25 protein-coding genes are annotated in these 26,618 nt (G+C 37.0%); all 25 read right to left on the bottom strand.

The window, feature by feature from the left end; genetic code table 11:
* Positions 1–26: 26 nt before the first annotated feature.
* The gene (locus tag MHI57_RS02185; RefSeq protein WP_307314199.1) at positions 27–734 is read right to left on the bottom strand and encodes an ABC transporter ATP-binding protein; all 708 of its coding nucleotides are present in this window, start codon (positions 732–734) and stop codon (positions 27–29) included.
* On the bottom strand, positions 727–1,488 hold the full coding sequence (locus tag MHI57_RS02180) for an ABC transporter ATP-binding protein (RefSeq protein ID WP_340974701.1): 762 nt from the start codon (positions 1,486–1,488) through the stop codon (positions 727–729). The genes MHI57_RS02185 and MHI57_RS02180 overlap by 8 nt, the downstream gene beginning before the upstream one ends.
* The gene (locus tag MHI57_RS02175; protein ID WP_095373423.1) at positions 1,475–2,479 is read right to left on the bottom strand and encodes a branched-chain amino acid ABC transporter permease; all 1,005 of its coding nucleotides are present in this window, start codon (positions 2,477–2,479) and stop codon (positions 1,475–1,477) included. Before MHI57_RS02175 ends, MHI57_RS02180 begins: the two co-directional genes overlap by 14 nt.
* A gap of 1 nt (position 2,480) precedes the next feature.
* Positions 2,481–3,344, bottom strand: coding sequence for a branched-chain amino acid ABC transporter permease (locus tag MHI57_RS02170; protein WP_095373424.1), 864 nt, complete (start codon positions 3,342–3,344; stop codon positions 2,481–2,483).
* 31 nt (positions 3,345–3,375) lie between these two features.
* Positions 3,376–5,055, bottom strand: a complete 1,680-nt coding sequence (locus MHI57_RS02165) for a long-chain-fatty-acid--CoA ligase (protein ID WP_224936310.1) — start codon at positions 5,053–5,055, stop codon at positions 3,376–3,378.
* A 56-nt stretch (positions 5,056–5,111) separates the two neighbouring features.
* Positions 5,112–5,900 carry an enoyl-CoA hydratase/isomerase family protein gene (locus MHI57_RS02160; RefSeq protein WP_095373426.1) on the bottom strand — a complete coding sequence of 263 codons (789 nt, stop codon included), beginning with the start codon at positions 5,898–5,900 and terminating at the stop codon, positions 5,112–5,114.
* A gap of 20 nt (positions 5,901–5,920) precedes the next feature.
* Entirely contained in the window at positions 5,921–6,649 is a 729-nt protein-coding gene (locus MHI57_RS02155) for a 2-phosphosulfolactate phosphatase (RefSeq protein ID WP_095373427.1), read from the bottom strand.
* Between the two features lie 10 nt (positions 6,650–6,659).
* Positions 6,660–7,721 (bottom strand): phosphotransferase family protein, encoded by a 1,062-nt coding sequence (locus MHI57_RS02150; RefSeq protein ID WP_322909267.1) that lies wholly within the window; start codon positions 7,719–7,721, stop codon positions 6,660–6,662.
* A complete protein-coding gene (locus MHI57_RS02145) occupies positions 7,711–8,154 on the bottom strand; it encodes an acyl-CoA thioesterase (RefSeq protein ID WP_095373697.1) in 444 nt (147 codons plus the stop codon). Before MHI57_RS02145 ends, MHI57_RS02150 begins: the two co-directional genes overlap by 11 nt.
* A gap of 2 nt (positions 8,155–8,156) precedes the next feature.
* The gene (locus tag MHI57_RS02140; protein ID WP_095373429.1) at positions 8,157–8,741 is read right to left on the bottom strand and encodes a TetR/AcrR family transcriptional regulator; all 585 of its coding nucleotides are present in this window, start codon (positions 8,739–8,741) and stop codon (positions 8,157–8,159) included.
* A 33-nt stretch (positions 8,742–8,774) separates the two neighbouring features.
* Entirely contained in the window at positions 8,775–9,953 is a 1,179-nt protein-coding gene (locus MHI57_RS02135; protein WP_224936304.1) for a thiolase family protein, read from the bottom strand.
* Between the two features lie 19 nt (positions 9,954–9,972).
* Entirely contained in the window at positions 9,973–10,746 is a 774-nt protein-coding gene (locus MHI57_RS02130) for an SDR family oxidoreductase (protein ID WP_322909266.1), read from the bottom strand.
* On the bottom strand, positions 10,746–11,972 hold the full coding sequence (locus MHI57_RS02125; protein WP_095373432.1) for an acyl-CoA dehydrogenase: 1,227 nt from the start codon (positions 11,970–11,972) through the stop codon (positions 10,746–10,748). Before MHI57_RS02125 ends, MHI57_RS02130 begins: the two co-directional genes overlap by 1 nt.
* A gap of 15 nt (positions 11,973–11,987) precedes the next feature.
* Positions 11,988–12,392, bottom strand: coding sequence for a MaoC/PaaZ C-terminal domain-containing protein (locus MHI57_RS02120; protein WP_307314219.1), 405 nt, complete (start codon positions 12,390–12,392; stop codon positions 11,988–11,990).
* Positions 12,389–12,838 (bottom strand): MaoC family dehydratase N-terminal domain-containing protein, encoded by a 450-nt coding sequence (locus MHI57_RS02115; RefSeq protein ID WP_095373434.1) that lies wholly within the window; start codon positions 12,836–12,838, stop codon positions 12,389–12,391. The genes MHI57_RS02120 and MHI57_RS02115 overlap by 4 nt, the downstream gene beginning before the upstream one ends.
* Positions 12,839–12,858: 20 nt before the next feature.
* Entirely contained in the window at positions 12,859–13,620 is a 762-nt protein-coding gene (gene fabG / locus MHI57_RS02110; protein WP_095373435.1) for a 3-oxoacyl-ACP reductase FabG, read from the bottom strand.
* Between the two features lie 26 nt (positions 13,621–13,646).
* On the bottom strand, positions 13,647–14,825 hold the full coding sequence (locus MHI57_RS02105) for an acyl-CoA dehydrogenase family protein (RefSeq protein ID WP_095373436.1): 1,179 nt from the start codon (positions 14,823–14,825) through the stop codon (positions 13,647–13,649).
* 442 nt (positions 14,826–15,267) lie between these two features.
* Positions 15,268–16,038: an MBL fold metallo-hydrolase gene (locus MHI57_RS02100; protein WP_340974688.1), complete on the bottom strand. Its 771-nt coding sequence runs from the start codon at positions 16,036–16,038 to the stop codon at positions 15,268–15,270.
* Positions 16,039–16,072: 34 nt separating this feature from the next.
* Entirely contained in the window at positions 16,073–17,029 is a 957-nt protein-coding gene (locus MHI57_RS02095; RefSeq protein ID WP_095373438.1) for a ketopantoate reductase family protein, read from the bottom strand.
* Positions 17,026–17,706 carry a diphthine--ammonia ligase gene (locus MHI57_RS02090; RefSeq protein ID WP_340974684.1) on the bottom strand — a complete coding sequence of 227 codons (681 nt, stop codon included), beginning with the start codon at positions 17,704–17,706 and terminating at the stop codon, positions 17,026–17,028. Before MHI57_RS02090 ends, MHI57_RS02095 begins: the two co-directional genes overlap by 4 nt.
* A gap of 115 nt (positions 17,707–17,821) precedes the next feature.
* Complete coding sequence (locus MHI57_RS02085; RefSeq protein ID WP_340974683.1) at positions 17,822–19,042, bottom strand: MFS transporter; 1,221 nt, start codon at positions 19,040–19,042, stop codon at positions 17,822–17,824.
* Positions 19,043–19,976: 934 nt separating this feature from the next.
* Positions 19,977–20,432 carry a GNAT family N-acetyltransferase gene (locus MHI57_RS02080; RefSeq protein WP_095373699.1) on the bottom strand — a complete coding sequence of 152 codons (456 nt, stop codon included), beginning with the start codon at positions 20,430–20,432 and terminating at the stop codon, positions 19,977–19,979.
* 51 nt (positions 20,433–20,483) lie between these two features.
* Complete coding sequence (locus MHI57_RS02075) at positions 20,484–21,845, bottom strand: MFS transporter (protein ID WP_095373440.1); 1,362 nt, start codon at positions 21,843–21,845, stop codon at positions 20,484–20,486.
* A 474-nt stretch (positions 21,846–22,319) separates the two neighbouring features.
* Complete coding sequence (locus MHI57_RS02070) at positions 22,320–25,466, bottom strand: SMC family ATPase (RefSeq protein ID WP_340974682.1); 3,147 nt, start codon at positions 25,464–25,466, stop codon at positions 22,320–22,322.
* A complete protein-coding gene (locus tag MHI57_RS02065; RefSeq protein ID WP_340974681.1) occupies positions 25,463–26,608 on the bottom strand; it encodes an exonuclease SbcCD subunit D in 1,146 nt (381 codons plus the stop codon). The genes MHI57_RS02070 and MHI57_RS02065 overlap by 4 nt, the downstream gene beginning before the upstream one ends.
* Positions 26,609–26,618: the final 10 nt, after the last annotated feature.

Here is a 26,618-nt window from a genome sequence, read left to right as displayed (position 1 = left end):
AAACTCTCCCCCTTAATAATTATTACTTATGCACCAATATAAGCCTTTCTTACCTCTTGGTTTGATAAAAGCTCATCCGCAGTCCCTTGCAATGCAATCTGCCCATTTTCAAACACATAACCTTTCTTCGCAATACTTAACGCTGCAAATGCATTTTGTTCTGCTAAAAGAATGGTTGTTCCTTCTTGATTAATATTTTTAATGCTTTCAAACATTTGCTCAACAATAAGTGGTGCTAGCCCAATGGAAGGTTCATCAAGTAACATTAACTTCGGTTTAGCCATATAAGCTCTGCCGATTGCAAGCATTTGCTGTTGTCCACCACTTAGTAAACCTGCTGCTTCATTTCTTTTTTCGTAAAGAATCGGAAAAAGCTCGAACACATCATTTAATGATTGTTTCAATTGCGCTTTACGCTTACGATGAATATAACCTCCCATCATTAGATTTTGTTCTACGTTCATATAAGGAAACAATTTACGGTCCTCGGCACATTGGACAATCCCCATTTGTACAATCTTTTCAGGTGCCGTTTGATGAATAGGTACATCATTAAAAAGTATCTTGCCTGAAGTTGCTTTTAATAGACCACTAATTGTTTTGAAAGTCGTGCTTTTCCCTGCTCCATTCGCCCCTAGTAAAACAACAATCTCGCCTTCCACAACATCAATATCAATATCTTTAATACTTAAATATTTTCCATATTTAGCAGAAACTCCATCTAATTTAAGCACTCACCGTCCCTCCTAAATAGGCTTTGATGACCTCTTCATTTTTTTGGATCTCTGCTGGTGTTCCTTCCGCAATCTTTTCTCCATAGTTTAAAACCATAATATGATGCGCCAACCGCATAATCATCGGCATCTTATGCTCAATAAGACAAATCGTTAAACCTTTATCCGCCATTTTTTGGATTAATTTTGCCATTTCATCTGTTTCATCAGGATTGACCCCAGCTGTTGGTTCATCGAGAAAAACGATCTCAGGATCAGTAGCAAGTGCTAATGCGAAAGCAACACGTTTCTTCTCTTCTTGAGAAATATTTGTTACTAGTTGATCACTTACATGTGATAAGCCAACGAAATCTAAAGATTCCTCTGCTTTGGCGATACATTGTTGTTCTTCTTCTTTTAGCCTTTTCGTCCGAAAGATACTATCAAACAGATTAGATTTCGTTCGCAAGCGATGGCCAACGATTGCATTGTCTTTCACCGTCGACATTTCAAATAAGTGTGTACTTTGAAATGTCCTTGCCACACCTAGCTTTGCTATCACATTCGCTGGTTGTCTAGTAATCTCCTCATTTTTATAGATAATCGTTCCTTCGGTCGGTTCGTGCACACCTGTAATCAAGTTAAAGAATGTACTTTTCCCCGCACCATTAGGGCCAATGATGGCGTTGATCTTCCCTTGTTGGACGGAATAATCCACTGACTTCACTGCTACATTTCCACCAAAACGCTTCGTTAAGCCTTTAACCTCCAGCATTTGTCTCCTCCTCCCTGTTTTTGTAAGCAAGAGATTCCTGTTTTTTCCGTTTTCTTTGATACAACTGCATTTGAATAAACCCAACAATTCCTCTAGGAGAAAAGATGATGAGTAATGTCAATAATGGACCAAATATGAGCATCCGATAATCTTGTAAGAATTGTAGATTTTGCGAGATGATCACGATAAGAAATGTCCCTACAATCGGACCAGCAAATGTACCAATTCCACCAACAATCATATAAGTAAGCAAATCAAATGTGATCGTTGTATAAGCTATTTCTGGACCGATGAAACGGATAAAACCTGCATACATCGCTCCTGCCAAACCAGCAAAAAAAGTGGAAAGTACAAAGGCAAGAAGTTTATTCCGTTTAGTTGAAATACCAAGTGATAACGCTAAATCTTCACTATTACGAATAGCGATAAATGTTCTCCCAGTTAGTGAATGCACGATACGATAAATGACAGCCACAACGAGGAGAAAAATGAAAAACGCTAAATAATATTGAGCTGTTGGTGATTGAAAAGTAATTGGACCGATTGCCTCTGGCAAAGGGATACCAATTAGTCCTCTTACGCCACCAGTTAGACCTTCCCACTTATCAATCACTAGGTAAATAATATAGCCTACACAAAGGGTATATATAGCAAAAAAGTGTTCTTTCGTTCTTAAGGCAAACAGCCCGATGATTAACCCGATGAACATCGTTACCAATGGGGCTAACAAAAAGCTTAACCAAAAACCCATCTCAAGTTTAACAGTAAGGATGCCGATAACATACGCCCCAATTGCAAAGAAACCACCATGAGCTAAAGATAAGTAACCTGTATAACCCGCAAGTAAATTCAAGCCATAAACTGCGATGGTCCAAATAAAAGCCAAAGTCATAATATGAAGATAATAAAGATTCGGAATAACGAAAGGGAAAACGATTCCGAGAACGATGAGCAAAGGTATAATTACCTTCTTGTTTGTTAGAACGTTCATTCTATACGCCTCCTTTAGAGAAAATTCCTTGAGGCTTGATTGATAGAATGAGAATTAATAATACAAAAGCGATGATGTCTTTATAATCTGCAGAAAGGTAGGTTGCTCCTAAACTTTCCGTGAACCCTAGGATATATCCACCCAATATGGCTCCTGGAATACTGCCCATTCCACCGATGATGATAATGACAAAAGCTTTTAGGATTACCAGATGTCCCATTCCAGGAAAGACGAGGTTAATTGGTGACGTAAGTGAAGCACCAATTGCCGCCAGAGCACCAGCAATAAAAAAAGTGAGGATCGCTACTTTATGTGTGTTGATACCTACTAATTGCGCCCCTTCTCTATTTTGGGCCATTGCAATGATTGTCCTACCCGTAAATGTTTTCTTTAAGAACCAGTAAAGCAAAATCATTACCGCAATTGCTGCGAATACAATGAGTATTCTTTGCAATGTCAGTGTGAGACCAAACACTTCCACCACCTGCCCAAAAGGTGTTGACATTTGGCGATAGTCCGCTCCCCATATAAACTGTGCTAATGCTTCAAGAAAAAGTAAAATACCGATGGCAGCCACTTTATCTTGAATAGGAGGAGAGTGTCTTAAAGGATAGAACACAAGTCTCTCCATTAAGACACTTAATAGTCCGACTACACAAATGGAAACAACCATTGCGAGAATATAGTGTAAACCTGCTTCAGTCATCATAATTAAAGTGATATATCCACCTACCATGTACAGAGCACCGTGAGCGAAATTTGGAATATGGAGAATGCCGTATACTAAAGTGAGCCCTAAAGCTACTAGGGCATAGACACTCCCAATTGTTAATCCATTAAACAATTGTTGCATTAAAAGTTCCATCATTTTCCCCCTTTTTCACGTCAGTAGAAGATTAGACTTTTTGTTGATTCAATTTCGATTCTTCTTCTTCTTTCAGTTTACGCCATAATATTTTCCCGCTAGATGTCATTGGGAAAGACTCTCTAAACTCAACCACTTTCGGAACTTTATAGGCAGCCATATGCTCTTTAGCCCATTGAATAATCTCTTCAGCAGATGTCTTTCCTTTACTGTCTTCATTTAATATCACGAAGGCTTTTGCTGCTTCTCCTCGTCTCGGATCAGGAATCCCCACGACACAAGCCTGTTGAATCGCAGAGTGACGATATAGAATCGACTCCACCTCTGTCGGCCAAATTTTATAACCTGAAGAATTAATCATTCTTTTAACACGATCAACAATAAAGAAATAACCCTCTTCATCTACTTTTCCTAAATCACCTGTTCTAAAAAATTGTTTTCCTTCTATAGTAATAAAAGCGCTTTCATTTTCTTCCGGACGATTATAGTAACCTTTCATTACTTGATGACCATGAATGATGATTTCACCAACCTCATCGATACCCAATTCTTCATTTGTAATAGGATCTATGATTCTAGCATCCACATCGAAGAAGGGAATGCCTAAACATTGCATTTTCGGATGATCTGTTGGATTTGAATGGGTTTGTGCAATTGTTTCGGTCAAGCCATACCCTTCTAAAAAAGTTAATCCAGTTAATTTCTCTAATTTCTGACCAACTGCTTCCGGCAAAGTAGCGCCACCACCGGAAATGCCAATAAGTGAAGCTATACGATCAGCTGTTAATTTTGGATTAGAAATAAAATCAATTAACATCGTACTTATAGCTGTCCAATTACTACACTGCTTTCTCTCAATAAGTTGTAATGCCGTATCTTTATTCCATCTAGTCATAATGACCATGGTACTTCCAGCATAAATGGGTACATGCATACTTTGCACCATTCCGGTCACATGGAAAAATGGCAAAGAAGATAAAATGACATTGCTACTTGAAATCCTCCCCCATAAAGCACCACCAACGGTATTGGCTTGAACAGAATAATTCGTATGCATACAGCCTTTTGGTACACCGGTTGTTCCTGAAGTGTAAGGAAGGACGATTAAATCATCCTGTTTGCTCGTATAATAAGGAACGATTTCTCTCATCTTTATAGCGTCATCCCACCGGAAATGATCTTGCTCTTCTGTCCATTCTTTTCGTGGTTCTGCAACTACATCTGGTCTATCTATGTTATCTTGTGGGTCAATATAATCTGAATAGGAGGCAATAAGTAGGTGTTTCAAAGAAGTCTGTTCAATAAGTGGTTTTACAATAGGTTGTAATTCTTGACCGATAACTGCTGTTTCAATTTGACAATCATTAATATAAAAAGCTAACTCACTCGTAACAAGCATTGGGTTAATCGGAACGACGACTGCGCCAATTCTCATAATGCTATAGAAGCTAATGACAAACTGTGGAGAATTCTGCATAAAGAGCAGGACTTTATCTCCTTTTTTTACCTGTAATTCCGTTTGAAGATAACTAGAAACACTCTTCACTTCGTCTAATAATTGCTTAAAGCTTATTTCATTTCCATAATAATGGATAGCCTCTCGCGAAGGATATTGAAGTGCTGAGAATTCCAAGTTTTGGTAAACTGAAGTTTCTGGAACAATCAGTTTTTTTGGAAGCTTTGGCCAGTGATCAAAATGTCTTGTTTGCATTAATTTAATCTCCTCCTTAACTTTTTAGAATAGCTCATAGAGGTGTCATATTTAATTTAAGAACGTTTGAAGTCAGGTTGTCTTTTTTCTTTAAAAGCAGTAATTCCTTCATGATGGTCCTCTGTTGTTACCATCGTACCTTGTGTAATCCTTTCCTGTTCTAATACTTGTTTTAATGATAACTGATAAGATTCGTTAGTAAGTTTTTTAATAAATCCATACGCAATATTTGGCCCAGCACTTAATTTTTCCGCATATTGTTTTACATCATCTTCAAAGTGACCTTTTTTGTAAATATGGTTAACGATGCCAAATTCGTATGCTTTTTCAACTGTTAATGGCTCTGCGCTAAATAATAGTTCCTTCGCACGTTGTAATCCAACTAGTCGAGGTAGAAAATAAGAGCCGCCGCCATCCGAAATTAAGCCTACTTTAGAAAAGCTTAAAATAAATTTAGTTTCTTCTTCTGCTAAGATTAAATCACATGCTAGTGCTAGATTAAACCCTGCTCCTGCCGCATATCCATGTACGGCTGCAATGATTGGTTTCTCTACAGATTGTATTAAAAGAATAAGCTCATTCAAATTCCCAATATGTTCATAAGTAGCTATAGGCGATCTTGAACCCATCCTTTTTACATCTCCACCAGAACTGAAAGCTCTTCCCGCTCCCTTCAATACAATAACACGAATATCTTTATCCGCTTTGGCTTGTTGTAGTGCTGATTTTAACCCTTGAATTAGCTCAGGGCTAAATGAATTTAATGCCTCAGGACGATTTAATGTTAATTCCATTACACCATTCTCAATTTTCATTAGTAAATGACTCATTGTTTTCGATGTCATATCTTCACCTCATTTTTTTATTAAACGCCGATTACGCCTTCATCCGTTACAATAGGGGAAACGGCAAAAATATCTTTTTGAGCTACGAATGCTACTTCCGTCTTCATACCGTGATTTGCAATCATTTTACCTACACGTGAAGCCATTAATAATTCTGTTCCTTTTTCTTTTGCACCCAAATAAAATTGATGGGCACACAGTGCTGTATCTGACATTTCCCAAGCCTTATGACTGCTAGTTATTAAACAATCAATATAATAACCGACTCCATAAAAGTCCTCGACATTAAATACACCAGAAGATCCCGAACAAACAAGTACTACCGTCTCATCAAGATGTTCGCTACAAACTGCCTTAGCAGAATGTTTGGCATTTAAGAGGGATGCTATATACACTTTCTTTGCATTAAGAGCATGTTTGATGGCCACTGTTCCATTGGTGGTTGTTAAGATGATATCCTTACCTTCAACAGTTTTAGATAATCTTTCTGGATGGGGTGATTCAAATCCGTCTATCGTTAGCCCGTTATATTCTCCAACTAACACATATGTTCCTTTTTCACGAATGCTTGCTTCATATAATGCATCCTCTTGATTCGCTACTGGTATGACCGCCTTTGCCCCGTGTTGAATCGCAGTTGTTATAACTGATGTGGCCATCAAAATATCAAATACAACTACCACCTTCTGCCCATTTAATTTCTCTTTATCGATTTCTTCTTTTTTCATGACTACATGAAGTTTCACCATATCAATAACCTCACAATTTTCTTCTAGATGTCTTTACAGCATGTTGTATTAAGTTATTTACATATAAGTTTAGATTAGAAAAGCGCTCGTCTTTTGTTTGTCCGCGCTTCCAACGATAATAAATTTGCTGACATATAACGGCGAGTTTGAAGTAAGCAAATGTTAAATAATAATGAATTTGACTGACATCTGTCCCACTTTTTAGCGCATATGCTTGAATAAACTCTTCTCTTGTGAAGAAGCCTGGCTTTGTCGTCACCGACTCTTCTCCTAGACCTCTCTTCAATAGATCGGAATCATTTTTTTCATGCCAGTAGCTTAAGGCAACACCTAAATCTGCTAACGGGTCACCAACAGTTGACATTTCCCAATCAAAGACACCGATTAATCTTGTTAACTGTTGATTGAACATACTGTTATTTAGCTTAAAATCATAATGGATAATCGTTGTTTTTTCGGAATGTGGGAGATGTGACTCTAACCAATTTGTAAGTTCATCAATCCCATTAATTTCATCTGTTTTACTACGATGATATCGGCTTATCCAGCCATCTACTTGCCTTTGCATGAACCCAGCTGGTCTCGTCATCTCTTTTAGTTTGGTCTTCTGATAATTGATAGCGTGTAATTGCACAAGAGTGTTTACCATCAATTGTGATATTCTTTGACCTACATCATAAGTACTGTCACCATCAGGAATAGTGAGGGAATCGTCTATCACCACCCCTTTTTTTCTTTCCATAATAAAGAATGGTGCACCTAAAAGTTCTTTATCACTGTAAATAAAAGGCTTCGGTGCTTGATTGAAAAAAGGGTGGATTTCCTGTAGTACTTTATATTCTCTTTCCATATCATGCGCTTTAGGTGCTACTGGTCCCATAGGCGGTCTTCTTAACACAGCTTCCCAGTTGCCAGCTTTTAATTGATAGGTTAGATTTGATTTACCTGCACTAAATTGGGAGATTTCTAATGGTTTGTTAGGTATTTCTTCTATATTTGCTTTTAAATATTGTTCTAAGCGATGAACATCAAGCCCTTCACCTTCTCGAATGGGAATTGTATCAGAAGTCATGAACACCCTCCTCTGTTTTACTTAGTAATGCGAGAGGCTGATATTTTTTTAAGTTATCCCTTAAATGTTCTGGAATCAAAATAGAATGATCATCTATGAAGTTATAACACACAGTGACACAACTTGCTTTAGCCACCAATTTCCCATCCATCTTCTTTGTCAATAAATGCTGTAATTCAAAGCTTTTACGGCCAATATTGCTAACCTCAGTAGTCACAACTAGTTCCTCACCTGCGAAAGCTGGGGCAACATAATCACAATGAATAGAAGCCAAAATCATACTACTTTGTTTATTTCTATTAGGTAAAATCTCATAAAATAATTTCGTTCTTGCCTCTTCAAAATAAAGAAAATAACTTGTATTATTGACATGGCCAACAGCATCGGTTTCACTAAACCGTACATACACCTCTATTTGATGTTTTTTATGCATCATCAAATCCCCTCTTTAACAGGCACTTCTTCAATACCTTTTAAAATAATTTCGGTATAAAATCGTGCTAATTCCTTATCCGTTAGTTCACCATCTGTGCGAAACCAATAATAGCTATAATTCGTCATTCCTAAAAACCCGAATGCAAGAATATCCGTTCGAATATGATTACTAAACTCTCTTGTCTTTTTACCTTCATCAATAATTTTTTCAAAATTTAATCGATATTCTTTTCTCTTTAATTTAATTTGTTTGACATGATCTTCATGTAAATGCCTTAACTCCCGGTGCACAATTCGTGCTTCTTTTCCCTGGGTGTCAATCTTACTTAATGTTAAATAAATGTTTTCGTAGAGCTTTTCTTTATTACTTAATGTTTGATTTTGTAAGATTTCCTCTTGTTCTTGTAATAAACCTTCGATGTATTCTAAATGGATATCCCTTAATACTTCCTGCTTACTGTTGAAATAATAATAAAAAGTACCTTTCGTCACATCGAGTTGATCGACAATATCTTGAATGGTCGTTTCCTTAAAGCCTTTATCATCAAACAAATCGATGCTTTTCTTTAAAATTTGATTTTTCACTAAAAGCCCTCCTGACTATGTCTATGCCTATTCTTAGACTAGTTCTCTTTCAATGAGAAGGGCAATCCCTTGACCTCCACCAATACAAGCGGTAATTAAAGCCGTCTGGCTCAGTGACCGTTGCAATTCATACACTGCTTTCGTAACAAGTATGGCACCTGTTGCGCCTAATGGATGACCATGAGCAATCGCTCCGCCATTCACATTCAACTTTTCAGGATTGAATGATAACTCCCTGTCACAAGCAATGACTTGTGCGGCGAATGCTTCATTCAATTCAATTAAATCGATATCTTCAAGTGTTTTTCCAGTTTTCTTTAATAGTTTTCTAACAGCAGGTACAGGACCTATTCCCATAATATTAGGGTCAACACCAGCGACAGTTGATTCTTTTATGACGGCTAATGGACGTAAACCGAGTGAATTCGCTTTTTCTCTTGACATGATAACAAGCGCCGAAGCCGCATCATTTAAGCCTGAACTGTTACCGGCTGTCACACTGCCAGCTTGCTTAAATGCAGGCTTAAGTTTAGCTAACCCCTCTATATTCGTTTGTGGTCTTGGGTGTTCATCCTCATTAAAAGTAATCGGCTCACCTTTTCTAATAGGAATCTTTATCGGAACAATTTGTTCATTAAAACGGCCTTCTGCCATCGCCTTAGCCATTCTTGCTTGACTACGATTGGCATATTCATCTTGCTCTTGACGAGAAATATCATATTTTTCTACTAAATTTTCTGCTGTTATCCCCATAGGAGGATCTCCAACTTCATCAGGTGAAAGTCGTGATTTTCTAAATTGAGGGGGTCTTGGACTATACGGTTGATCAGCCCGATCCATCAAGTAAGGTGCCCTCGACATACTTTCTACTCCACCTGCAATATAGACATCTCCCTCACCGGCTTTAATCATTGCTGCAGCAAGTGCAACAGCATTCATACCTGATCCGCATTGGCGGTCTATTGTTAAGCCAGGTAGATTAAGAGAAAGACCTGATTGAAGACTTGATAATCTAGCAATATTTCCCCCACCACTTAGCACATTACCAAAAATCACATCATCAATCTCTCCCACATTCACTTGCGCCCGCTCTACTGCTGCCTTTATAACTTCGCCACCAAATACGTGAGCTGGAACGGAGGCAAGAGCACCTCCCTGCCTACCAATCGCTGTGCGTACAGCTGAAACGATTACTGCTTCTCTATTACCCATTTCACCCATCCCTTTCTCTTTACATCGCCGTTGTTCCACCATCTACCGCAATTGTTTCACCAGTAATGAAATCGGACGCACCACTGGCTAAAAATAGAGCCACTCCTTTTAAATCAGAGTCGGAACCAAATTTCCTAAGTGGTGTCCTCTGTAAGAAGCGATCGCTATTTCTTTCAATAAGAACCTTGGACATTTTTGTTGGGAAAAACCCAGGTGCAATCGCATTGACATGAATGCCTCTTGGTCCCCATTTCACAGCCAAATCTTTTGTAAAAGAAATAACACCACCCTTACTTGAGTTATATCCAATTGCGTCCATTAACTCTGGATTTGACCCCTTAAGTCCAGCAACAGAAGCTATATTAATGATTTTCCCTTGTTTTTCAACCAGCATTGCTTTACCAACAGCTTGTGACATTAGAAATGTTCCTACAACATTTACATTGACTACTTTTTGAAAGGCTTCTAGAGGCATTTCTTCTACTGGTGCCCCCCATGTTGCCCCACTATTATTGACAAGAATATCAATCTTTCCAAAACGCTGAATCGTTTCATCGACGACTGTTTGCACTTCTTCTGGATTAGTAATATCACATTTAAAAGTCAGTACTTCAATACCAAGTTCCTTTAAACGATCGGCCACTTCATCACAATTCTCTTTTTTCCTGGAACATAACACGATGTTTGCTCCAGCTTCTGCAAACCCTTCAGCAATTTGTTCACCTAATCCTCTTCCGCCCCCAGTGACAATAGCTGTTTTTCCAGATAGATCGAACAGTTCTTTTACATGCATTATTGGACCCCCTGTGCTACTTTTTTATATTTTTTTAACTCTTGTCTTGCAATCGCTCTTTTATGGACTTCATCTGGACCGTCTGCTAATCGTAATGTTCGAATATTCGCCCAACTTGCAGCAAGCGGTGTATCTTGACTTACTCCTTTTGCACCTAGTGCTTGAATGGCGTGATCAATAACTTGAAGTGCCACATTTGGTGCGACTACCTTAATCATGGCAATCTCTGTTTTGGCAGCTTTATTTCCAACAGTGTCCATCATATAAGCAGCTTTCAATGTAAGTAAACGAGATTGTTCTATATTCATTCTAGCTTCAGCAATCCATTCTTGAATAACACCTTGTTCTGCTAATGTTTTGCCAAAGGCAATGCGCTCTTGGACACGCTCACAAAGAATGGATAATGCTCTTTCCGCTGCCCCAATCGTTCTCATGCAATGATGAATGCGCCCTGGTCCTAATCTGCCTTGTGCAATTTCAAAGCCTCTCCCTTCACCTAGTAGCATATTACTAGCAGGGACTCTTACATTGTTATATTCAATTTCTGCATGACCATGAGGAGCATGATCGTAACCAAACACATTTAATGTGCGTTTGATTTTTACACCTGGTGTATCAAGTGGGACTAATATCATCGATTGTTGTTTATGTTTTTCGGCGTTTGGATCGTTTTTACCCATGACAATGGCAATTTTACATCTAGGATCACCTGCCCCTGATGACCACCACTTTGTTCCATTAATGACATACTCATCTCCATCACGAATAATGCTGGATTCGATATTGGTCGCATCAGATGAGGCCACATTCGGTTCAGTCATGGAAAAACAAGAGCGTATTTCACCGTTTAGTAATGGCTTTAGCCACTTTTCCTTATGTTCATCCGTTCCGTAGCGTACTAATACTTCCATATTACCTGTATCTGGTGCTGCACAGTTAAATACTTCAGGTCCTATAGATGACCTCCCCATTAACTCACATAATGGAGCGTATTCGATATTGCTTAAACCTGCACCATCTTCGCTATCCGGTAAAAATAAATTCCATAATCCTTCTGCTTTTGCTTTTGCTTTTAGTTCCTCCATAATGGTTGGATGGGTACTAAATCGATTTTCCTTACTTATTTGCTCCATATAGGTTTTCTCATTTGGAAAAACATATTGATCCATGAAATCACTAATTTTTGCTTGTAAACGCTTTACTTTGTCCGAATATTCAAAATTCATTACCCGCACCTCCTCTTATCCATTTGTTTTAACAAACGTGACATCACCTTTTAAAACTGCCTTCCCTGCTTGATTGACTGCTTTCACCTCAAATGCAATTTCCTGCTCCTCTTCAGCAGTCACTGTAGCAACCAGTGTAATCACATCATCAATGAAGACCATACCTGAAAAACGAATGCGATAATCCTTTATAAACCCTTCTTCATAATATGGTGTGAATAATTTGGCCAAATTACCCATTGTCCACATGCCATGAGCGATAATTCCAGGAAGTCCCGTTTTCTTTGCTTCCTCATCAACTGTATGAATGGGGTTAAAATCTCCAGATGCACCTGAATACTTTATTAAGTCCATTCTCGATACAGGCGCTAAGGTTTCTGACAATGTTTTTCCTTTTTCTAATGTCAAGATATTACTCATACACTCATCGCCTTTCTCACAGCTTCTGTAATGATGGTAATGGCTTCTTCTTTAAAAATGAGCTTCCCATCCTTATCTTCCCCATACTTCACTACGGAAAGAAAACCCATTAAACCATTGCTCCCTTTCTTTTCATAATAATCCTTTACTTCGGTCCAAACATAAACATCTTCTCCAACTAGGAGAGGTCTTTCATAATGAAACCTTTGCTCACCATGAATCAAACCTTTTTTAGGAAGCTGTAACTCTTCAATTGTGCCCGATTCAAACACACGTGGAAAAGTAGGTGGCGCAATATTTGTGCCATACTTACTTCTCTTTCCATATTCTTCGTCAATAAAAATGGGATGGGGGTCGCCAATCGATTGCGCGAACCGTTTGACTAACCCTCGTTCAACAGTATTCTTCACCTTATCTGATACTTTGCCGATCACATCCGTGTACATCCTGTGTATCAACTCCTATTTTAATTTTTTGGACCGCCCGCAACATAGATTACTTGACCGTTCACAAATGATGATTTCTCATCTGCAAAAAAAGCAACTGCATTTGCGATATCCGCAGGTTTTCCGCTTCTCGCAACCGGTATAGCCGCAATCGCTCCATTTACAAAGTCTGCAAAAGGTACCCCTACTCTTTCTGCTGTAGCCTTTGTCATCTCTGTTTCAATGAAACCAGGTGCAACACTATTTGCTGTGATACCATAACGTCCAAGTTCAATGGCTAATGTTTTTGTTAACCCTTGTAAACCAGCTTTTGCTGTTGCATAGTTAGCCTGACCTCTATTACCGAGAGCAGAAGTAGAAGAAATACTAATGATTCTGCCATAGTTTTGCTTGACCATATATTTTTGTGCGGCACGCGATGCATTAAACGAACCCTTCAGATGTACATCCATCACTAATTGCCAATCATCGTCCGTCATTTTAAACAGTAAATTATCGCGGATGATACCAGCGTTATTAACTAAAATATCAAGTGTACCAAACTGTTGCACAACTTCCTCCATTGCTGTTTCTACTTCGCCTGCTTCCACAACATTCGCTTTTTTCACGAAGATATGATAGCCCTTTTCCTTGAATTCTGCGGCTGTTTCTGCTAATGCCTCCTCATTGATATCAATAATAGCAATATTTGCCCCCTCTTGTGCGAAAAGCTCAGCGACGCCTTTACCAATTCCTCGGCTTCCACCAGTAATAAATGCAGTTTTCCCTGTGAATCTTGTCATTTTCATATGCCCCCTGTATCATTCCTTTATATTTGTTGTCCGATTTTCACATGTCCCTTCAGTAAGTTTCTTGAGATAATCATACGTTGGATTTCATCTGTGCCATCATATATTCTCCAAAGTCTTGCCTCGCGGTACCATCTCTCAATCGGAAGCTCTCTTGTATACCCCATGCCACCATGAATTTGTAATACGCGGTCCACGACTCTGTTCCCCATATTAGACCCATAAAGTTTTGCCATTGATGCATAGTGTCGATTATCTTCCCCTTGATCCAAAGTAAATGCAGCATTTAAAGCTAGCCACTTAGCTGCCTCAATTTCAACGGCTGAATCGGCAATTTGCCATTGAATTGCCTGTCTCTCAGCAATTGGTTTGCCAAAAGTTTCTCGTTCTTTTGCATAATCTAAGGCCATTTGCAATAGTCTCTCTGCTGCTCCAACTGCTCTTGCTCCTACTATCCAACGAGCAAATCCAATCCATTCAAGGCCAAGTTTATAACCACCATGCAATTCACCTAGTATATTCTTCTCTGGCACTCGTACATTATCAAATACAAGTCCAGCTGGTCCCCATTCACCCATCGTATGGATAAATTCTGATTTCCAGCCCATTTCACGGTCAGCGATAAAACAAGTGACACCATCTCTACCCTTTGTTTTCTTATGTAGCTCCTTATCCGTTATCGCGATGACCATTACGAAATCTGCTTCATTACCACCAGTAATGAAAGTTTTCTCACCATTTAGAACCCACTCATCTCCATCTTTCACTGCTGTCATGCGAATATTTTGCGTATCAGATCCTGCTCCAGGTTCAGTCATAGCGAAACAAGATTTTTTCTCACCATTTATCGTCGGAATTAAATAATTTTGTTTTTGTTCTTCATTAGCATAATAAAGAATGTTGTCAGCAGATCCACCAAAACTAAATGGCACAAACGTTTTAGCTACTTCAATACAAACAATGGCTTGCATCATTTGTCCCAAATCAGCTCCACCGTATTCCTCAGGTGTGTTAATTCCCCAAAAACCTGCTTCCTTTGCTTTTAACTGTAGTTTCTTCTGCACTTCTTTAGAAAGGCTTGGCTTTCCTTCTCGTTCATTCTTTAACACTTCATTTTCTAGCGGAATTAATTCTTTCTCCACAAACTTTCTAATGGTTTGTTGTACCATTTTTTGTTCTTCTGTTAACCGTAAATCCATTCTTTTCACCTCTATCTATTTATTTATACTAACTAGTTAGTATGTTAGAACTTCTTTACATACTAACCGGTTAGTTTTTTCACATTATCAATAACAACATGATCATTTTGTTTGACTCTTGCCTGTAGCGAAGCATAGAGTAGCCACCTATAAATGACATTATGAATCTATTCACTTTACAACCGGCTTAGAACAATGGTGTTAAATTTCATTGAACGTAATAGTTAGGAAACGCTTTCATTTTTTGATAAAAACGTTTGGCAGAGGTAACGGAACTAAAAACAAAGAAGTGTCTACAGCCAAACCACGCAGTAATTTTGCAAAGTTCTTAGTAGTTGAATGGAAATGTGTCATGGAGTAATAAAAACATAAAATATTATCTGACTAGTCAGTATGTTTTTAATATTCATTATAATATCAGAGATTTTTTCTCTTGCCAAGACTAAACCGATGATTTTTTGAATTTTTCTTGATTGCCATTAATGATAGAAGTAACAATATGAAGCGTATCCCATTCACCATTTGATAACGCGATCATTTGATAGTGCTTTGGAAAAAGTAATTGCTGAATCTCTAAAACACTTTTTCCTTCAAGATACAATTGCATGATTTCGCCACTGAGATCCTCTAAATAATTCAATTTCGCTTGCAATTGTTCTTTACCATGAGGAAAATACCCTGAATGAGAACAAAACATTGCCTCAAAGTCATAAGTTAACAATTTTTTTATTGATTGCATTATTTCCGGAATGGATTCTGTATCCATCGCAATCTTTGTATGAGGCTGAACATATAAATCACCTGTAAACATTATCCCTTTATTGAGGCAAAATAGGGCCACATGGTCATCCGCATGACCAGGTGTCTCTATTACCTCCCAATCAAGCTGTCTTGACGAAACTTTTTGCGATAATGGATAAGCAGGAAACGCTTTTCTTGCTCCCCATGTTTTTTGCCTATATAAGGGGTATGGCGCCTCTTCAGAACAAATCTCTATCCCTAACCGATGACAAAAAATAGGAATTTGTTGCTTGGCAAACCACGAGGCATTGCCAGAATGATCTTCATGGCTATGTGTTAAAACGACCTGATCAACAAAATAGGATTGATAAAATTGAGTGAAGGCAGATGACATCGAATACGGCCCAGTATCAATCACCAAACCGTCGATAATAAAAGAAAATATTTTTCTTGAAATTTTACTATTCTTCAATAAATTCCCTTCGGCGCAAATCACACCTTCATGTTTATAAGATTTCAACATATCCGTAGTCCTTTCTTTTTTCTTTTTCGTCCCAAAATTTCAATATACTATATAAAGACATAATCGTTGGCACTTCTATTTTTGTTTCATGGGCAAGTTTAAGAACATACCCACACATCGATTCGTATTCCATTGCCTTACCATTTAACCGGTCTTGTAGCATAGATGTCTGATGATCTTTGGCATAGGCGGCTTTTTTAAAAATAGACTGAATCACTTTTTCTTTATCAAATGGATAACCTTGTCTTGCTGCCACAGAAACGGCTTCTGCTGCCACGTTTTTCGCCAAAGCACTTAATTCCACACTCTCTAATATTTCGCCAATTGTTGCTTTTGTTATAGCCGACAACGGATTAAAGGTAATATTCCAAAGAAGCTTTTTCCACTTATGGTTAAGAATTTCTTCTGTGAATTTTGCACTTATTCCTGCTCTTTGAAATAAATCAACCATTTTTCTCGCTTGATTGCTATCTTCTTTTTGTAATGCACCTATTAATAATTGATGTGACCCCGATTCTTTCACACAGCCTGGTTCAGTTATACTTGCTTGCACATAAGTCGCACAAGAAAAAATTTTATTATTCGTTAGACTACGTGCCAATATTTCTTCATTATCCACCCCATTTTGCATCGTTACGATCATTGTCTCATCTTTAATAACACCCTTTAGGCTATCAGCTAACTTTTTCGTATCAGTAGACTTCACACAAAATAGAAGGATGTCTACTGAAGCTAACGCATGTATGTCATTAGTGAAAATCGTTTGCTCATTATTTAAGTTAAGGATAGGATATTGCTCAGTAACTACTTTTATGCCCCTCTCTTGCAACCTAGTTAAATGCTTACCTCTGGCAAGAAAGGTCACTTCATGATGAGCATTTGCAAGTAATGCCCCAAACAAACTTCCAACTGCTCCTGCCCCAGCCACACCTATTTTCATACTTCTACCTCCCCATCATGACTTAAATGGTAATCAACCTTCTTAGATCCTTCCCATAACACAGTTTCCTTAGTAAGGAGTGAAACCGCTTTAGAAAAAATCGGTCCATCATAAACAAAGCTATGATATTCTCCTGCTTCTCCCATCGGACAGACTTCTTCTAACTTAATCTTCTGAAAAAACTCATCATCAATCTCTCTGCCTAGCCAACTATCAGATAAACAATCCGGACGGACTCTTATCACTTTAGCTCTATAACCACGCTGAATAAACGATTTTAGAAGTGCATCTACTTCTTCTTTTTTTCTCCATAATGGATAAATAGCCTGTAACCCGACTGTTGAAGCAAGCTTCTCTCCCCAATCTTTATGGGGCGTAAAATAAATGTCCCCAAATGCAATAACCTCTAAATCATATTTTAACTTCAGTTGCTTTAATTCTTCTACAAATCTATCTGTATAATTATTTATGTCTGTATCAATAAAATGAATGGGTATACCTAATGATTCACTTTGTTTTACTAACAGATTTGTTTTTTCTCCATGACCGTATGTCCTTTTTTCAGATGGTTGTTTTGTTGTAATCAATACTTCAACACTTATTCCATTAGCCAATAAGTAGTCTAATGCCAAGCAAGCGTCCTTCCCCCCACTCCATGATAAAGCCGTTTTTCCCATATAATCCCCCTTATAATAAACTGAATATTCTTATAACATATCATACTCCTTTCACTCTTAGGTAGCAAATAAAACTGTTTGCAGAAAAGTTGTATTCAAGCATAGCCATTTGCTGTTATTCATCAGCAGACATCTCCTCACCTTTTTCTGTAAAATAACGTTGAAAAGAATAGCGAAAAATAACTACAACATAAAGGCAAGTGAATGCAAATAGGAGCAAACTCAATGTAATGATAATATTTTTTAATGGAATGAGATGAGTCATTAGTATAATGATACTTAAATAACCTACTTGTAACATACTTTGCAGCAATTGAAAGATACTTGTCACTCTGCCCATCATTTCTACAGGGATATTATTTTGGTAAAAAGTTAAGGCTCCAGCATTTAAGAAACTATTAAAAAAACCTAATAGTATAAAACTGCTCATCACAGCCGTAAATGACGTGGATAATGAGTAGATAACATATCCAATAGCCATCATGAACATTCCACAAGCAATCATTGATCGGATTGATAGTCTATTTGCCATCATGGTTAATACTAAAGCGCCACCAACCGATCCTATACCTGTAATACTCAAAAGAAAGCTATAATCAGTCTCAGAAAGGCCGACTACTGTTTGAATAAAAGCGACCTCTTGCGCATCCATAATATAAGAAATAATTACCAGATATAAATAACCTAAGTAGACAAAGCTGACATATTTCTCTTTTTTTAAGAAGCTAAAAACAAGGGTAAAATCTTCCTTTATTCTGTTAACTGTTAATCGAGGGATCTCCATCTTCTTCTTATCCACATCAGGTAGAAAGCAAATAAAAAGGGCAGCGATGACAAAAAACAAACTAGTTAATAAAAGAGTCACCTCAACGGTTGTCAACAAGATAAATACACCAGCTATCGCTGGCCCAATAATAAAAGCACTAGATGATGTGACCGAACGGAATGTATTGAACTTTTTTCTTTTCTCAACAGGGACTATCATCGTTGAATAGGTTACTGACGCAGGGACAAAAAATGATTGGGCCACACTTAAAGCAATTAAAATAAGATACAAGTAGGTTATATTCGTTGCGAAGAACATGGTTACAATTAATAAAGCACGTAAAACATAAGTAATCATCACGATTTTCTTTTTACTACGATAATCTATAAAACTACCTGTCCACAACTTTGTCATCATGTTGATTATTGGTGAAATCACCCAAAGACCGGCGACAGCCGCTGCTGAACCATCTGTTATTTTGTACACCAATACATTAATGGCTGCTAAATATACAAAACTACCAATATGGGCACTAGAAAGTGAGATAATAAAATGATTGGGTTTTTCCATTCTTTCAAATTATGTAATGATATCAATTGTCGCGCAAATCTCCTTTTAAACTAGAATTTAGGACCTTTGTTATTTACAAATGATACCATAAATATCCTCAACAAAATAAACAGGTTAATAATTATCTGAATTTTTCACACTTCTTTTTTGCCATATTAAATAATACTGTAAAAAACATATTGATGAAAAGAGGGAAAGGAATTGCTCAAAGATTCCATATCTGTTAGGTAGCAAAAGTGGACAGAACAATAATTGCCTGAGGTTGTGGGTGTGAACCGACAAAGGATTGGCGCTCTTAAAATATACACTCTTTAATTAGTGTATTAAGCGGTCGGAACTGAACTGCTTAAAAGAGATCACAGGAATTTTCATTATAAGGGGGGAAAATTATTCAATATCACATTCGTTAGTAAAGAGAAGATGGAAAACAATGGAAAAGGAGGTTGCCCAGTACAGTGTTCCATCTTTCTATTTTTTCACGTTTACACATCTCCTTCTGTAACCGTCTTGAATATACTTATCATACGCTTAAAAATACCTCAAAAAGGTTATGCTCTGTACGAAATATTGCATGTCCTACTAGCTTTCATTTAAGATAGTAGAGAATGTACATATATTGCAAAAAGAAAGGGTTTTCCAATTGAGTTCAACATTCTTTATTTTCTTACCAGCTCTAATCTTTTTTATTCTCTATATTGTGATGGTGTTTGTTCTTAATAAATACTCTAGTAGTAAAATAGCAACTATTGCCTTTACAATTATCGGCTTATTAATCTTCATTTACATTTTATTTTTCATTTTCACCTTTGTCCTTTAAAAAAATATTTCCATAATGCGAAGAAAGACAGGTGCAAATCACATTCGGTTTGCACCTGTTTCATTACAGAGATTCTTTACTAGCAACCATTTATCTAACAAGAATAATTTTCTTATTCTAAATTGTTCGTGTCATAAACACACTATTGGGATCTTCCTTATAGTGGTCAAATGGTTGGCAATATTGAAACCCTCTACTTTCGTACAATTTTCTAGCTGGTTCAAAAGATTCCATAGAACCTGTTTCTAAACTTAAACGCAAGTACCCCCGCTCCTTTGCTTCATGAAGCAAATGATCTAATAGTTTTCCTGCTACCCCTTTTCGTAAAGCGTTTTTGGCTGTTCTCATCGATTTGATCTCACCATGTTGGTTGTCTAGCTCTTTTAATGCAGCACAACCAACAAGTTGACCAGATTCCCAGCAGCTCCAAACGGTCACAGAAGGCTGTTTTAAACCATTTAAGTTCAATGCATGTGTACTTTCAGGAGGTGATTGACTACTCATATCCTCTAAATGTTCCATTATCAATTGTTGAATATCTGTACCTGATAAATCATCAATCTTCAATTCCATCATCTATTGTCCCCTTGAATTCTTTTTCTATTATTATATTGTTTTGAACGATTAGTTTTCAATATCTACTTTCCGAAAGATGATTTGATAGCTAAAAGCGAGTACGAGAATACTAGCAAGCATAAAGTAGACGCGTTCATACTGAATATATAATGGCAATTCCCCCTGAAGATTCATTAATAATCCACATATTGTCACTCCAATTCCTCCACCAATAAATTGAAGTAGTTGTAACAGACCCATACCTGCACTGTTCAATTCTGCTGATAATAGATAGGCTGTTTCATTGGCAACGCTGCTATTTAGCATAGAAAAACCGATACTTGCAAAAATGTAAGCACCCATAATAAAGTACGAATTGTAAGCTTGTAAAAAAGCAAATAGTAATGAGGCGAGCAGTAATGTTAATTGGCCAAGAGAAATAAAACGCTTGCTTCCATATAAATCAATCAACTTACCAATATAGGGTCCAGCAAGCATAGCGATGATGGCACCTGGAAATATCAATAGACCCATAGTAATCGGCTCTTTATGATGCAAATTCCCTAAAATAAGTGGCATCATAAATAAATTTGAAAAATGAAAAATAAAACCTGATAAACCAATGACTAATAATCGGATATAGTGTTTATTTAATAGTAATTGCGGAAATATAAATGGGTGATTCTGCTTCATCAAATAGAACATTGTAATGATTGCTAAACCTACAAATACTGCGCCGAATAAATAAGATGTTTGCGAGATAGTTAAAAGGGCGGCAATAGTTGTACAACTAGTAAGAAAGCAACCAAATATATCAAAGCTACCTTCCCTTCTTTCATTTTCCGGAGACAATTGCATTAATATAGGCAAAAAGACAAGAACCATTAGCGGTATTAGAAATAAGTAATTCCAGCCAAAAAATTGTGTTGCTACCCCACCTACTACTGGACCTAACCCAAAACCTAATGCTGCACCTGAACCAATCATGGCAATTGATTTTGCTCTTTCTGATATCGGCACATATCTACTAGCAATGATCATAGATAATCCTGGAACAGCCCCAGCACCAACCGCTTGTAAGATTCGTGAACATAAAAGGATAATAAAATTTTCAGCAAAAAATCCAACCAACGAAGAGCTTATAAATATACTAAGTCCAATAAGGAGCAATTTTTTTATAGAAATATAATCGGATAATCGACTAAATGTGAGTGTAAAAATGGCAAAAGCGATGGAGTATCCAGAAACCATCCACGAACCGATAATCGGGGTAATATGTAAGTTTGTTATTATATTGGGCAAGGCTATATTAAACATTGTTGTGTTCATAACGACAAACCAGCTACAAAAACAGAGTGCTAAAATTAACTTTTTATATTGTGGGTTTTCTTGCTTATGAGCGCTCGTTCGAGTGAAGGATGCAACGGCCATGTCTTTTCACCCCCTTTAATTATTTTCTGATTATTAATAATTATACAATAATTAAACTTTGATTCCTATTATTCCGCTTTTCGAAAGAAAACATAAACAATTTTTGCTGGGGTCTTGTTAGGAGTTTTTGAACCTAATTAACTCAGGCTAGCCTTGTTTGTGTGGACGGCTTTCATTTCTATCTTTCGTTCAGAGTAAAGTTCAAACATCATACGCTCGCCTTTTTCACCTTTTGTGCTTCTAAGTGAAGTACTTACCTTTTTTACCATACTCTTATCTGTTGCTTTCGCACAAGTATTTTCTTTTTATGAAAAATTGACTATAGACAAACACTTCTATTCGCCCGAAAACTCCTAATAATAGTGAATAATCGCTCGAAAAAAAATCATTCGAGACTAAGTGATGTCGTCTTCATAACAAACCTTTTGGTTACGTAAAAAGGACCCCCTATCAATGAAGAGAGTCCAAAATTACTTAGGTTGTAAAAATAAACTTAGTTGTACTGCCCCCTTTAGACGACTCTACCTCTAGGCGTGCATCTATTCTTTCTTTTAACTCGGGGACGTGGGAAATAATGCCCACTAATCTACCGCTACTCTGTATTTCGATGAGTGATTCAACGGCTTGTTCTAATGATTCAGGATCAAGTGTACCGAAACCTTCATCTATAAACATGGTTTCCATCGAAACGCCACCTGCATGTGATTGAACCACATCAGCAAGACCTAATGCAAGGGCAAGAGAAGCCTTGAAACTCTCCCCACCTGATAATGTTTTAACATGTCTTTCTTGTCCCGTATACTGGTCAAATACAAGTAGTTCTAATCCACTTTGTACATTTCCTTTGGAACGATCTGTTTTTCTCGTTAATTCATATCTTCCGTTCGTCATTTTATATAAACGTAAATTGGCTTGAATAAGGATATCATCTAAGAAAGCCGCTAAAACGAACCGCTCAAACGTTAATCTATACGTATTTTGTCCTTTCGAAATATCGGATAAATGACCAATGAGGCGATAACGTTCTTCTAAATCAGCAATTTCTTCATGAAGACTTTCTAAACGTGTATATGCCTTTTCATTATCTCTTTTCTTATACATAAGTTGATTGTATTGCTCATTTTCAAATTGAATCTTTTTAGCGAGTTCATTTATTTTCGATTCAATTTGCTCTAAATCTGGTTTCATTATATCTCTTAATTGTTTCGTCAACTCATTTAAGCGGTCATTAACAGAACGTAATTCTTCACGATACGAACGTATCTCTTGAGCGATTTGTTCCCTAAGTTCTTCTGAAATTTGCGCATTGGCATATTCACTATAACTTTGAAAGCCTTGCTTCTGCATTCGATTAACAAAGTCCGTTCTTTCCTGATGTAATTGTCCTTGTAAATGGTCATGTTGTTGGGTGAATGTTTCATAACGCGATTTCAAAATGGTTAATTGTTTGGCCACTTTTTCTTTCTGTTCTTCTGCCAACTTTAATTGGTCTTTTAATGTCTGCAATTTGTCCTGTTTATTTTGCAAAGCCATTTTGTATTGCGGTAAAGAACGTAAATCTTCTGGAATGGTCTTAATCAACCTTTGCAGCGAGGTATGATGCTTAATATATTCATTGTTTAGATCAACAACAGACTGCTTAAGCGTATCTGTTTTTTTTGCATACTGACTTTCCTCTTCTTCTAACAGGATGATTTTTTCTTGACATTGCTTCAACCTGGATTTTTCTTTTTCTAGTTGATTTTTCTGTTGTATTTTTTTTCTTTCGTTTTCTTCCACTTCTGCTAAAACTTCTTTTGCATTATCTAATGTTAGATGATGTAGATGCTCTGATTGTATTTCTGTTAATAGTTTCGCAATAGATTTTTCTATATGTTGTAATTTAGATTGTACTAGGTAGAAAGCTTGCTCTGCCGCTATTTTTTCCTTTTCAATGACTAATGCTTGATGTTTAGCTGCATTTAAATCCTCCTCAGTTGGAATGGTTTCATGACCATTAGCAATTGACGGATGATGAATTGAACCACAAACAAGACATGGTTCACCTTGTTGAAGCTGCCTTGCTAGAATACTTGCTTGTCCTTCTATCCACTTCTTCTCGAGTTCATGCTGAAGTGATTTACTATCATTCAAGCGAGCAATTGCGTTCTGTAGATATTTATCCTTTTCTTCATAAGATTGCTTTTCAAAAACTAATTCTTGCTCTAAGTGTATAAGTGATTGTAATTGTTTGATTTCATATTTGTATTGATGAAGTTGTTGTTCTATTGAAAGCATATGTTCTTGATTTTTCTCAAGCTCTTGCTTTTCTTCTTTTACTTTTTTTAATTCTTGCTGTAAATGATTAAGTTTTTGTTGGCTTTTATCAATCTCTTTCTTTTTACTAGTCATTGCATGATCTAATAATGAAACCTCTTTCTCTGTGTCAGCAAAGATGTGGATATCATCGTGTAAATTTTTTAATGACAACCATTCTGATTCTACTAATTCTCTTTCTTTCTCCCGAAGCAACTCCTTTTCTAATACTTTATTTGCATGTAATAGCCGTTCCTTTTGGATATTTTCTTCACTTTGGACTGATTGCATTTGCTCGGAAATATGATTAATTTCTTTTTTTAGACGGTGGCAATTTTGTTCCTGTTCGAATAAGACAGCTGCTTTGTACGCTGAGGACAAATCTTTCTCTTTCTTCGCCATTATTTCCTCAGTATCTTTTAGCTGTTCATACCTTTCAGTTAATCGTTCCTTTAATGTGAATTGTTCAATAATCCGGTTCCCTTCTATTTTATTTTGCTGAAATTCTAAACTTGTCTTTTCAAGCTCTTTTATCTTTTTTGACCAGTCAATTATTTTTTCTTCCATTTGTGCTAATTCTTCTGATAAAAGTTTTACAAACTGATGATGATTGATAGACTCAAGCTTATCCTCTTCTAGTACTCTCTGTAACTCCTGATTCATAACAGCATGAATTTGCTGCGCGATTCTCTGCTTTTGCTCGAATTTCACTTCCACATTTTTGCGCAGTTCAGCTGCTTCATCTTTTAATCTTTCTTCTATTCTTTTATATATCTCTGTATGAAATAGTTTTTGCAGGATGACTTCCTTTTCTTTACTATCTGAAGTGAGTAATTTACGGAACTCTCCTTGGGGAATCATCAGTATTTGCCTGAATTGGTTGCTATCAATAAGCATGATTTCTTTAATCTTTTCATCTACATCCCGAACATTCGCAGCTAATTGTTGCTGTGTACCATCATTAGAGATCGAATATAATTCGGCCTTCGCACCAACGGTTGTGAAGCCGTCCCCTCTTGTTTTTTTCTTCAATTGCTGAGGAGAGCGAACAATATAGAATCGTTTCTCTTTAATTGTGAATGTGAGCGATACTTCCGTTATTAACTCTTCTTCTGCAAACTGACTACGTAAGTCTGCACCCATTCGATCTTCCCCACTCGCCTTACCATAAATGGCAAATGTTATCCCGTCAAAAATAGTTGTTTTTCCCGCTCCTGTTTTTCCGGATATAACAAACATTGAACGACCACCTAATTGAGTAAAATCAATCTTTTCTTTACCGGCATATGGTCCAAACGCTTGCATTGTTAATAACAGTGGTTTCATAGGCCAACTCCCTCCCTTCTCATTTTTTCTATTACATCGACAATAATATTTTGCTTATCCTCAGTGAATTCAGCTGTGGTTACTTCTTGATAAAAATGCGAAAATAGTTCAAGTTCACTTTTTCTCTCATCAGTTAAAACATTTAATTTCGTCTTCTTTTTCATATCTTGCAAAGTACGCTTTCGTTCTAAATGAAGAATATTAGGGTATATTTGTCTTAATTTATTGATGGGGTCAATCAACGCACCTTCATCCAATAGGGTTACTTTTATATAATCATCCTTCTTCTGCTCGCTATAAAAACGCTCGTCTAATAACTCGTCTAAATAGCCCTCAATTTCCCTCATATCTCGGAGCGGTATTAAACTTTTTCTCTCTAATTGAAAAGTACCATTAGCATTCATCTCAACAATTGAAACCGATTTTTGTTGTTTTGCCTCTGAGAAAGAATACTTCATCAGAGATCCAGCATATTTAATTTTGTTATGAGATATCGCATCTGGACTATGTAAATGACCAAGAGCTGTATAATCAAATAAATCGAAGTTACGGGCACTTACACAGCCAGAACCACCTACAGATAATATTCGCTCTGAATCTGTCGTTTCTCCCCCAAGTACAAATGCATGACCGACGAGCACATTTGGCTCATTATGGTTCATCTTCTTTTCTATTTTTTCAATAATCGCTTTCATTGCCTCTTCATGTGAGATAATCCGATCATCATTGAAAGCATATTTTACTAGACCTGGTTCAGCAAAGGGAACAAGATGGAAATTCACTCCCTTAATATTGACACTGTCAACCGTGTCTTTCAGCTTTCCAGCTAAGTAAAAATCACTTTGTTGATACCATGAACTGCCAAATGATAATCGTTCTGCACTATCATGGTTTCCGCCAATTGCCACAATGGGGACACCTAATTTTACATTGATTGTAAATAATACTTCATTTAATAATTCTACCGCAGCAACGGGCGGGACAGATCGGTCATAAAGGTCACCTGCTATAACTAAACAATCTGGTTGTTCTTCCTCAACAAGCTTAACTAATTGCTTTAGCATATATGATTGATCCTCAGTCATATAAACCCCATGAACAAGCTTTCCTAAATGCCAATCAGCTGTATGAATAAATTTCACTTATTTTCCC

Source organism: Cytobacillus sp. FSL K6-0129 (genome assembly GCF_038007625.1).
GTDB classification, from domain to species: domain Bacteria; phylum Bacillota; class Bacilli; order Bacillales; family Cytobacillaceae; genus Cytobacillus; species Cytobacillus kochii.
This window is presented reverse-complemented; position numbering and strand designations above follow the sequence as displayed.

Coding starts and splice junctions, on each gene's coding strand:
- MHI57_RS02180 (WP_340974701.1), bottom strand. CDS start 1,488: ATGCTGGAGGTTAAAGGCTTAACGAAGCGTTTTGGTGGAAATGTAGCA.
- MHI57_RS02175 (WP_095373423.1), bottom strand. CDS start 2,479: ATGAACGTTCTAACAAACAAGAAGGTAATTATACCTTTGCTCATCGTT.
- MHI57_RS02170 (WP_095373424.1), bottom strand. CDS start 3,344: ATGGAACTTTTAATGCAACAATTGTTTAATGGATTAACAATTGGGAGT.
- MHI57_RS02165 (WP_224936310.1), bottom strand. CDS start 5,055: ATGCAAACAAGACATTTTGATCACTGGCCAAAGCTTCCAAAAAAACTG.
- MHI57_RS02160 (WP_095373426.1), bottom strand. CDS start 5,900: ATGACATCGAAAACAATGAGTCATTTACTAATGAAAATTGAGAATGGT.
- MHI57_RS02155 (WP_095373427.1), bottom strand. CDS start 6,649: ATGGTGAAACTTCATGTAGTCATGAAAAAAGAAGAAATCGATAAAGAG.
- MHI57_RS02150 (WP_322909267.1), bottom strand. CDS start 7,721: ATGACTTCTGATACAATTCCCATTCGAGAAGGTGAAGGGCTTGATGTT.
- MHI57_RS02145 (WP_095373697.1), bottom strand. CDS start 8,154: ATGCATAAAAAACATCAAATAGAGGTGTATGTACGGTTTAGTGAAACC.
- MHI57_RS02135 (WP_224936304.1), bottom strand. CDS start 9,953: ATGGGTAATAGAGAAGCAGTAATCGTTTCAGCTGTACGCACAGCGATT.
- MHI57_RS02130 (WP_322909266.1), bottom strand. CDS start 10,746: ATGCATGTAAAAGAACTGTTCGATCTATCTGGAAAAACAGCTATTGTC.
- MHI57_RS02125 (WP_095373432.1), bottom strand. CDS start 11,972: ATGAATTTTGAATATTCGGACAAAGTAAAGCGTTTACAAGCAAAAATT.
- MHI57_RS02120 (WP_307314219.1), bottom strand. CDS start 12,392: ATGAGTAATATCTTGACATTAGAAAAAGGAAAAACATTGTCAGAAACC.
- MHI57_RS02115 (WP_095373434.1), bottom strand. CDS start 12,838: ATGTACACGGATGTGATCGGCAAAGTATCAGATAAGGTGAAGAATACT.
- fabG (WP_095373435.1), bottom strand. CDS start 13,620: ATGACAAGATTCACAGGGAAAACTGCATTTATTACTGGTGGAAGCCGA.
- MHI57_RS02105 (WP_095373436.1), bottom strand. CDS start 14,825: ATGGATTTACGGTTAACAGAAGAACAAAAAATGGTACAACAAACCATT.
- MHI57_RS02095 (WP_095373438.1), bottom strand. CDS start 17,029: ATGAAAATAGGTGTGGCTGGGGCAGGAGCAGTTGGAAGTTTGTTTGGG.
- MHI57_RS02090 (WP_340974684.1), bottom strand. CDS start 17,706: ATGGGAAAAACGGCTTTATCATGGAGTGGGGGGAAGGACGCTTGCTTG.
- MHI57_RS02085 (WP_340974683.1), bottom strand. CDS start 19,042: ATGGAAAAACCCAATCATTTTATTATCTCACTTTCTAGTGCCCATATT.
- MHI57_RS02080 (WP_095373699.1), bottom strand. CDS start 20,432: ATGGAATTGAAGATTGATGATTTATCAGGTACAGATATTCAACAATTG.
- MHI57_RS02075 (WP_095373440.1), bottom strand. CDS start 21,845: ATGGCCGTTGCATCCTTCACTCGAACGAGCGCTCATAAGCAAGAAAAC.
- MHI57_RS02070 (WP_340974682.1), bottom strand. CDS start 25,466: ATGAAACCACTGTTATTAACAATGCAAGCGTTTGGACCATATGCCGGT.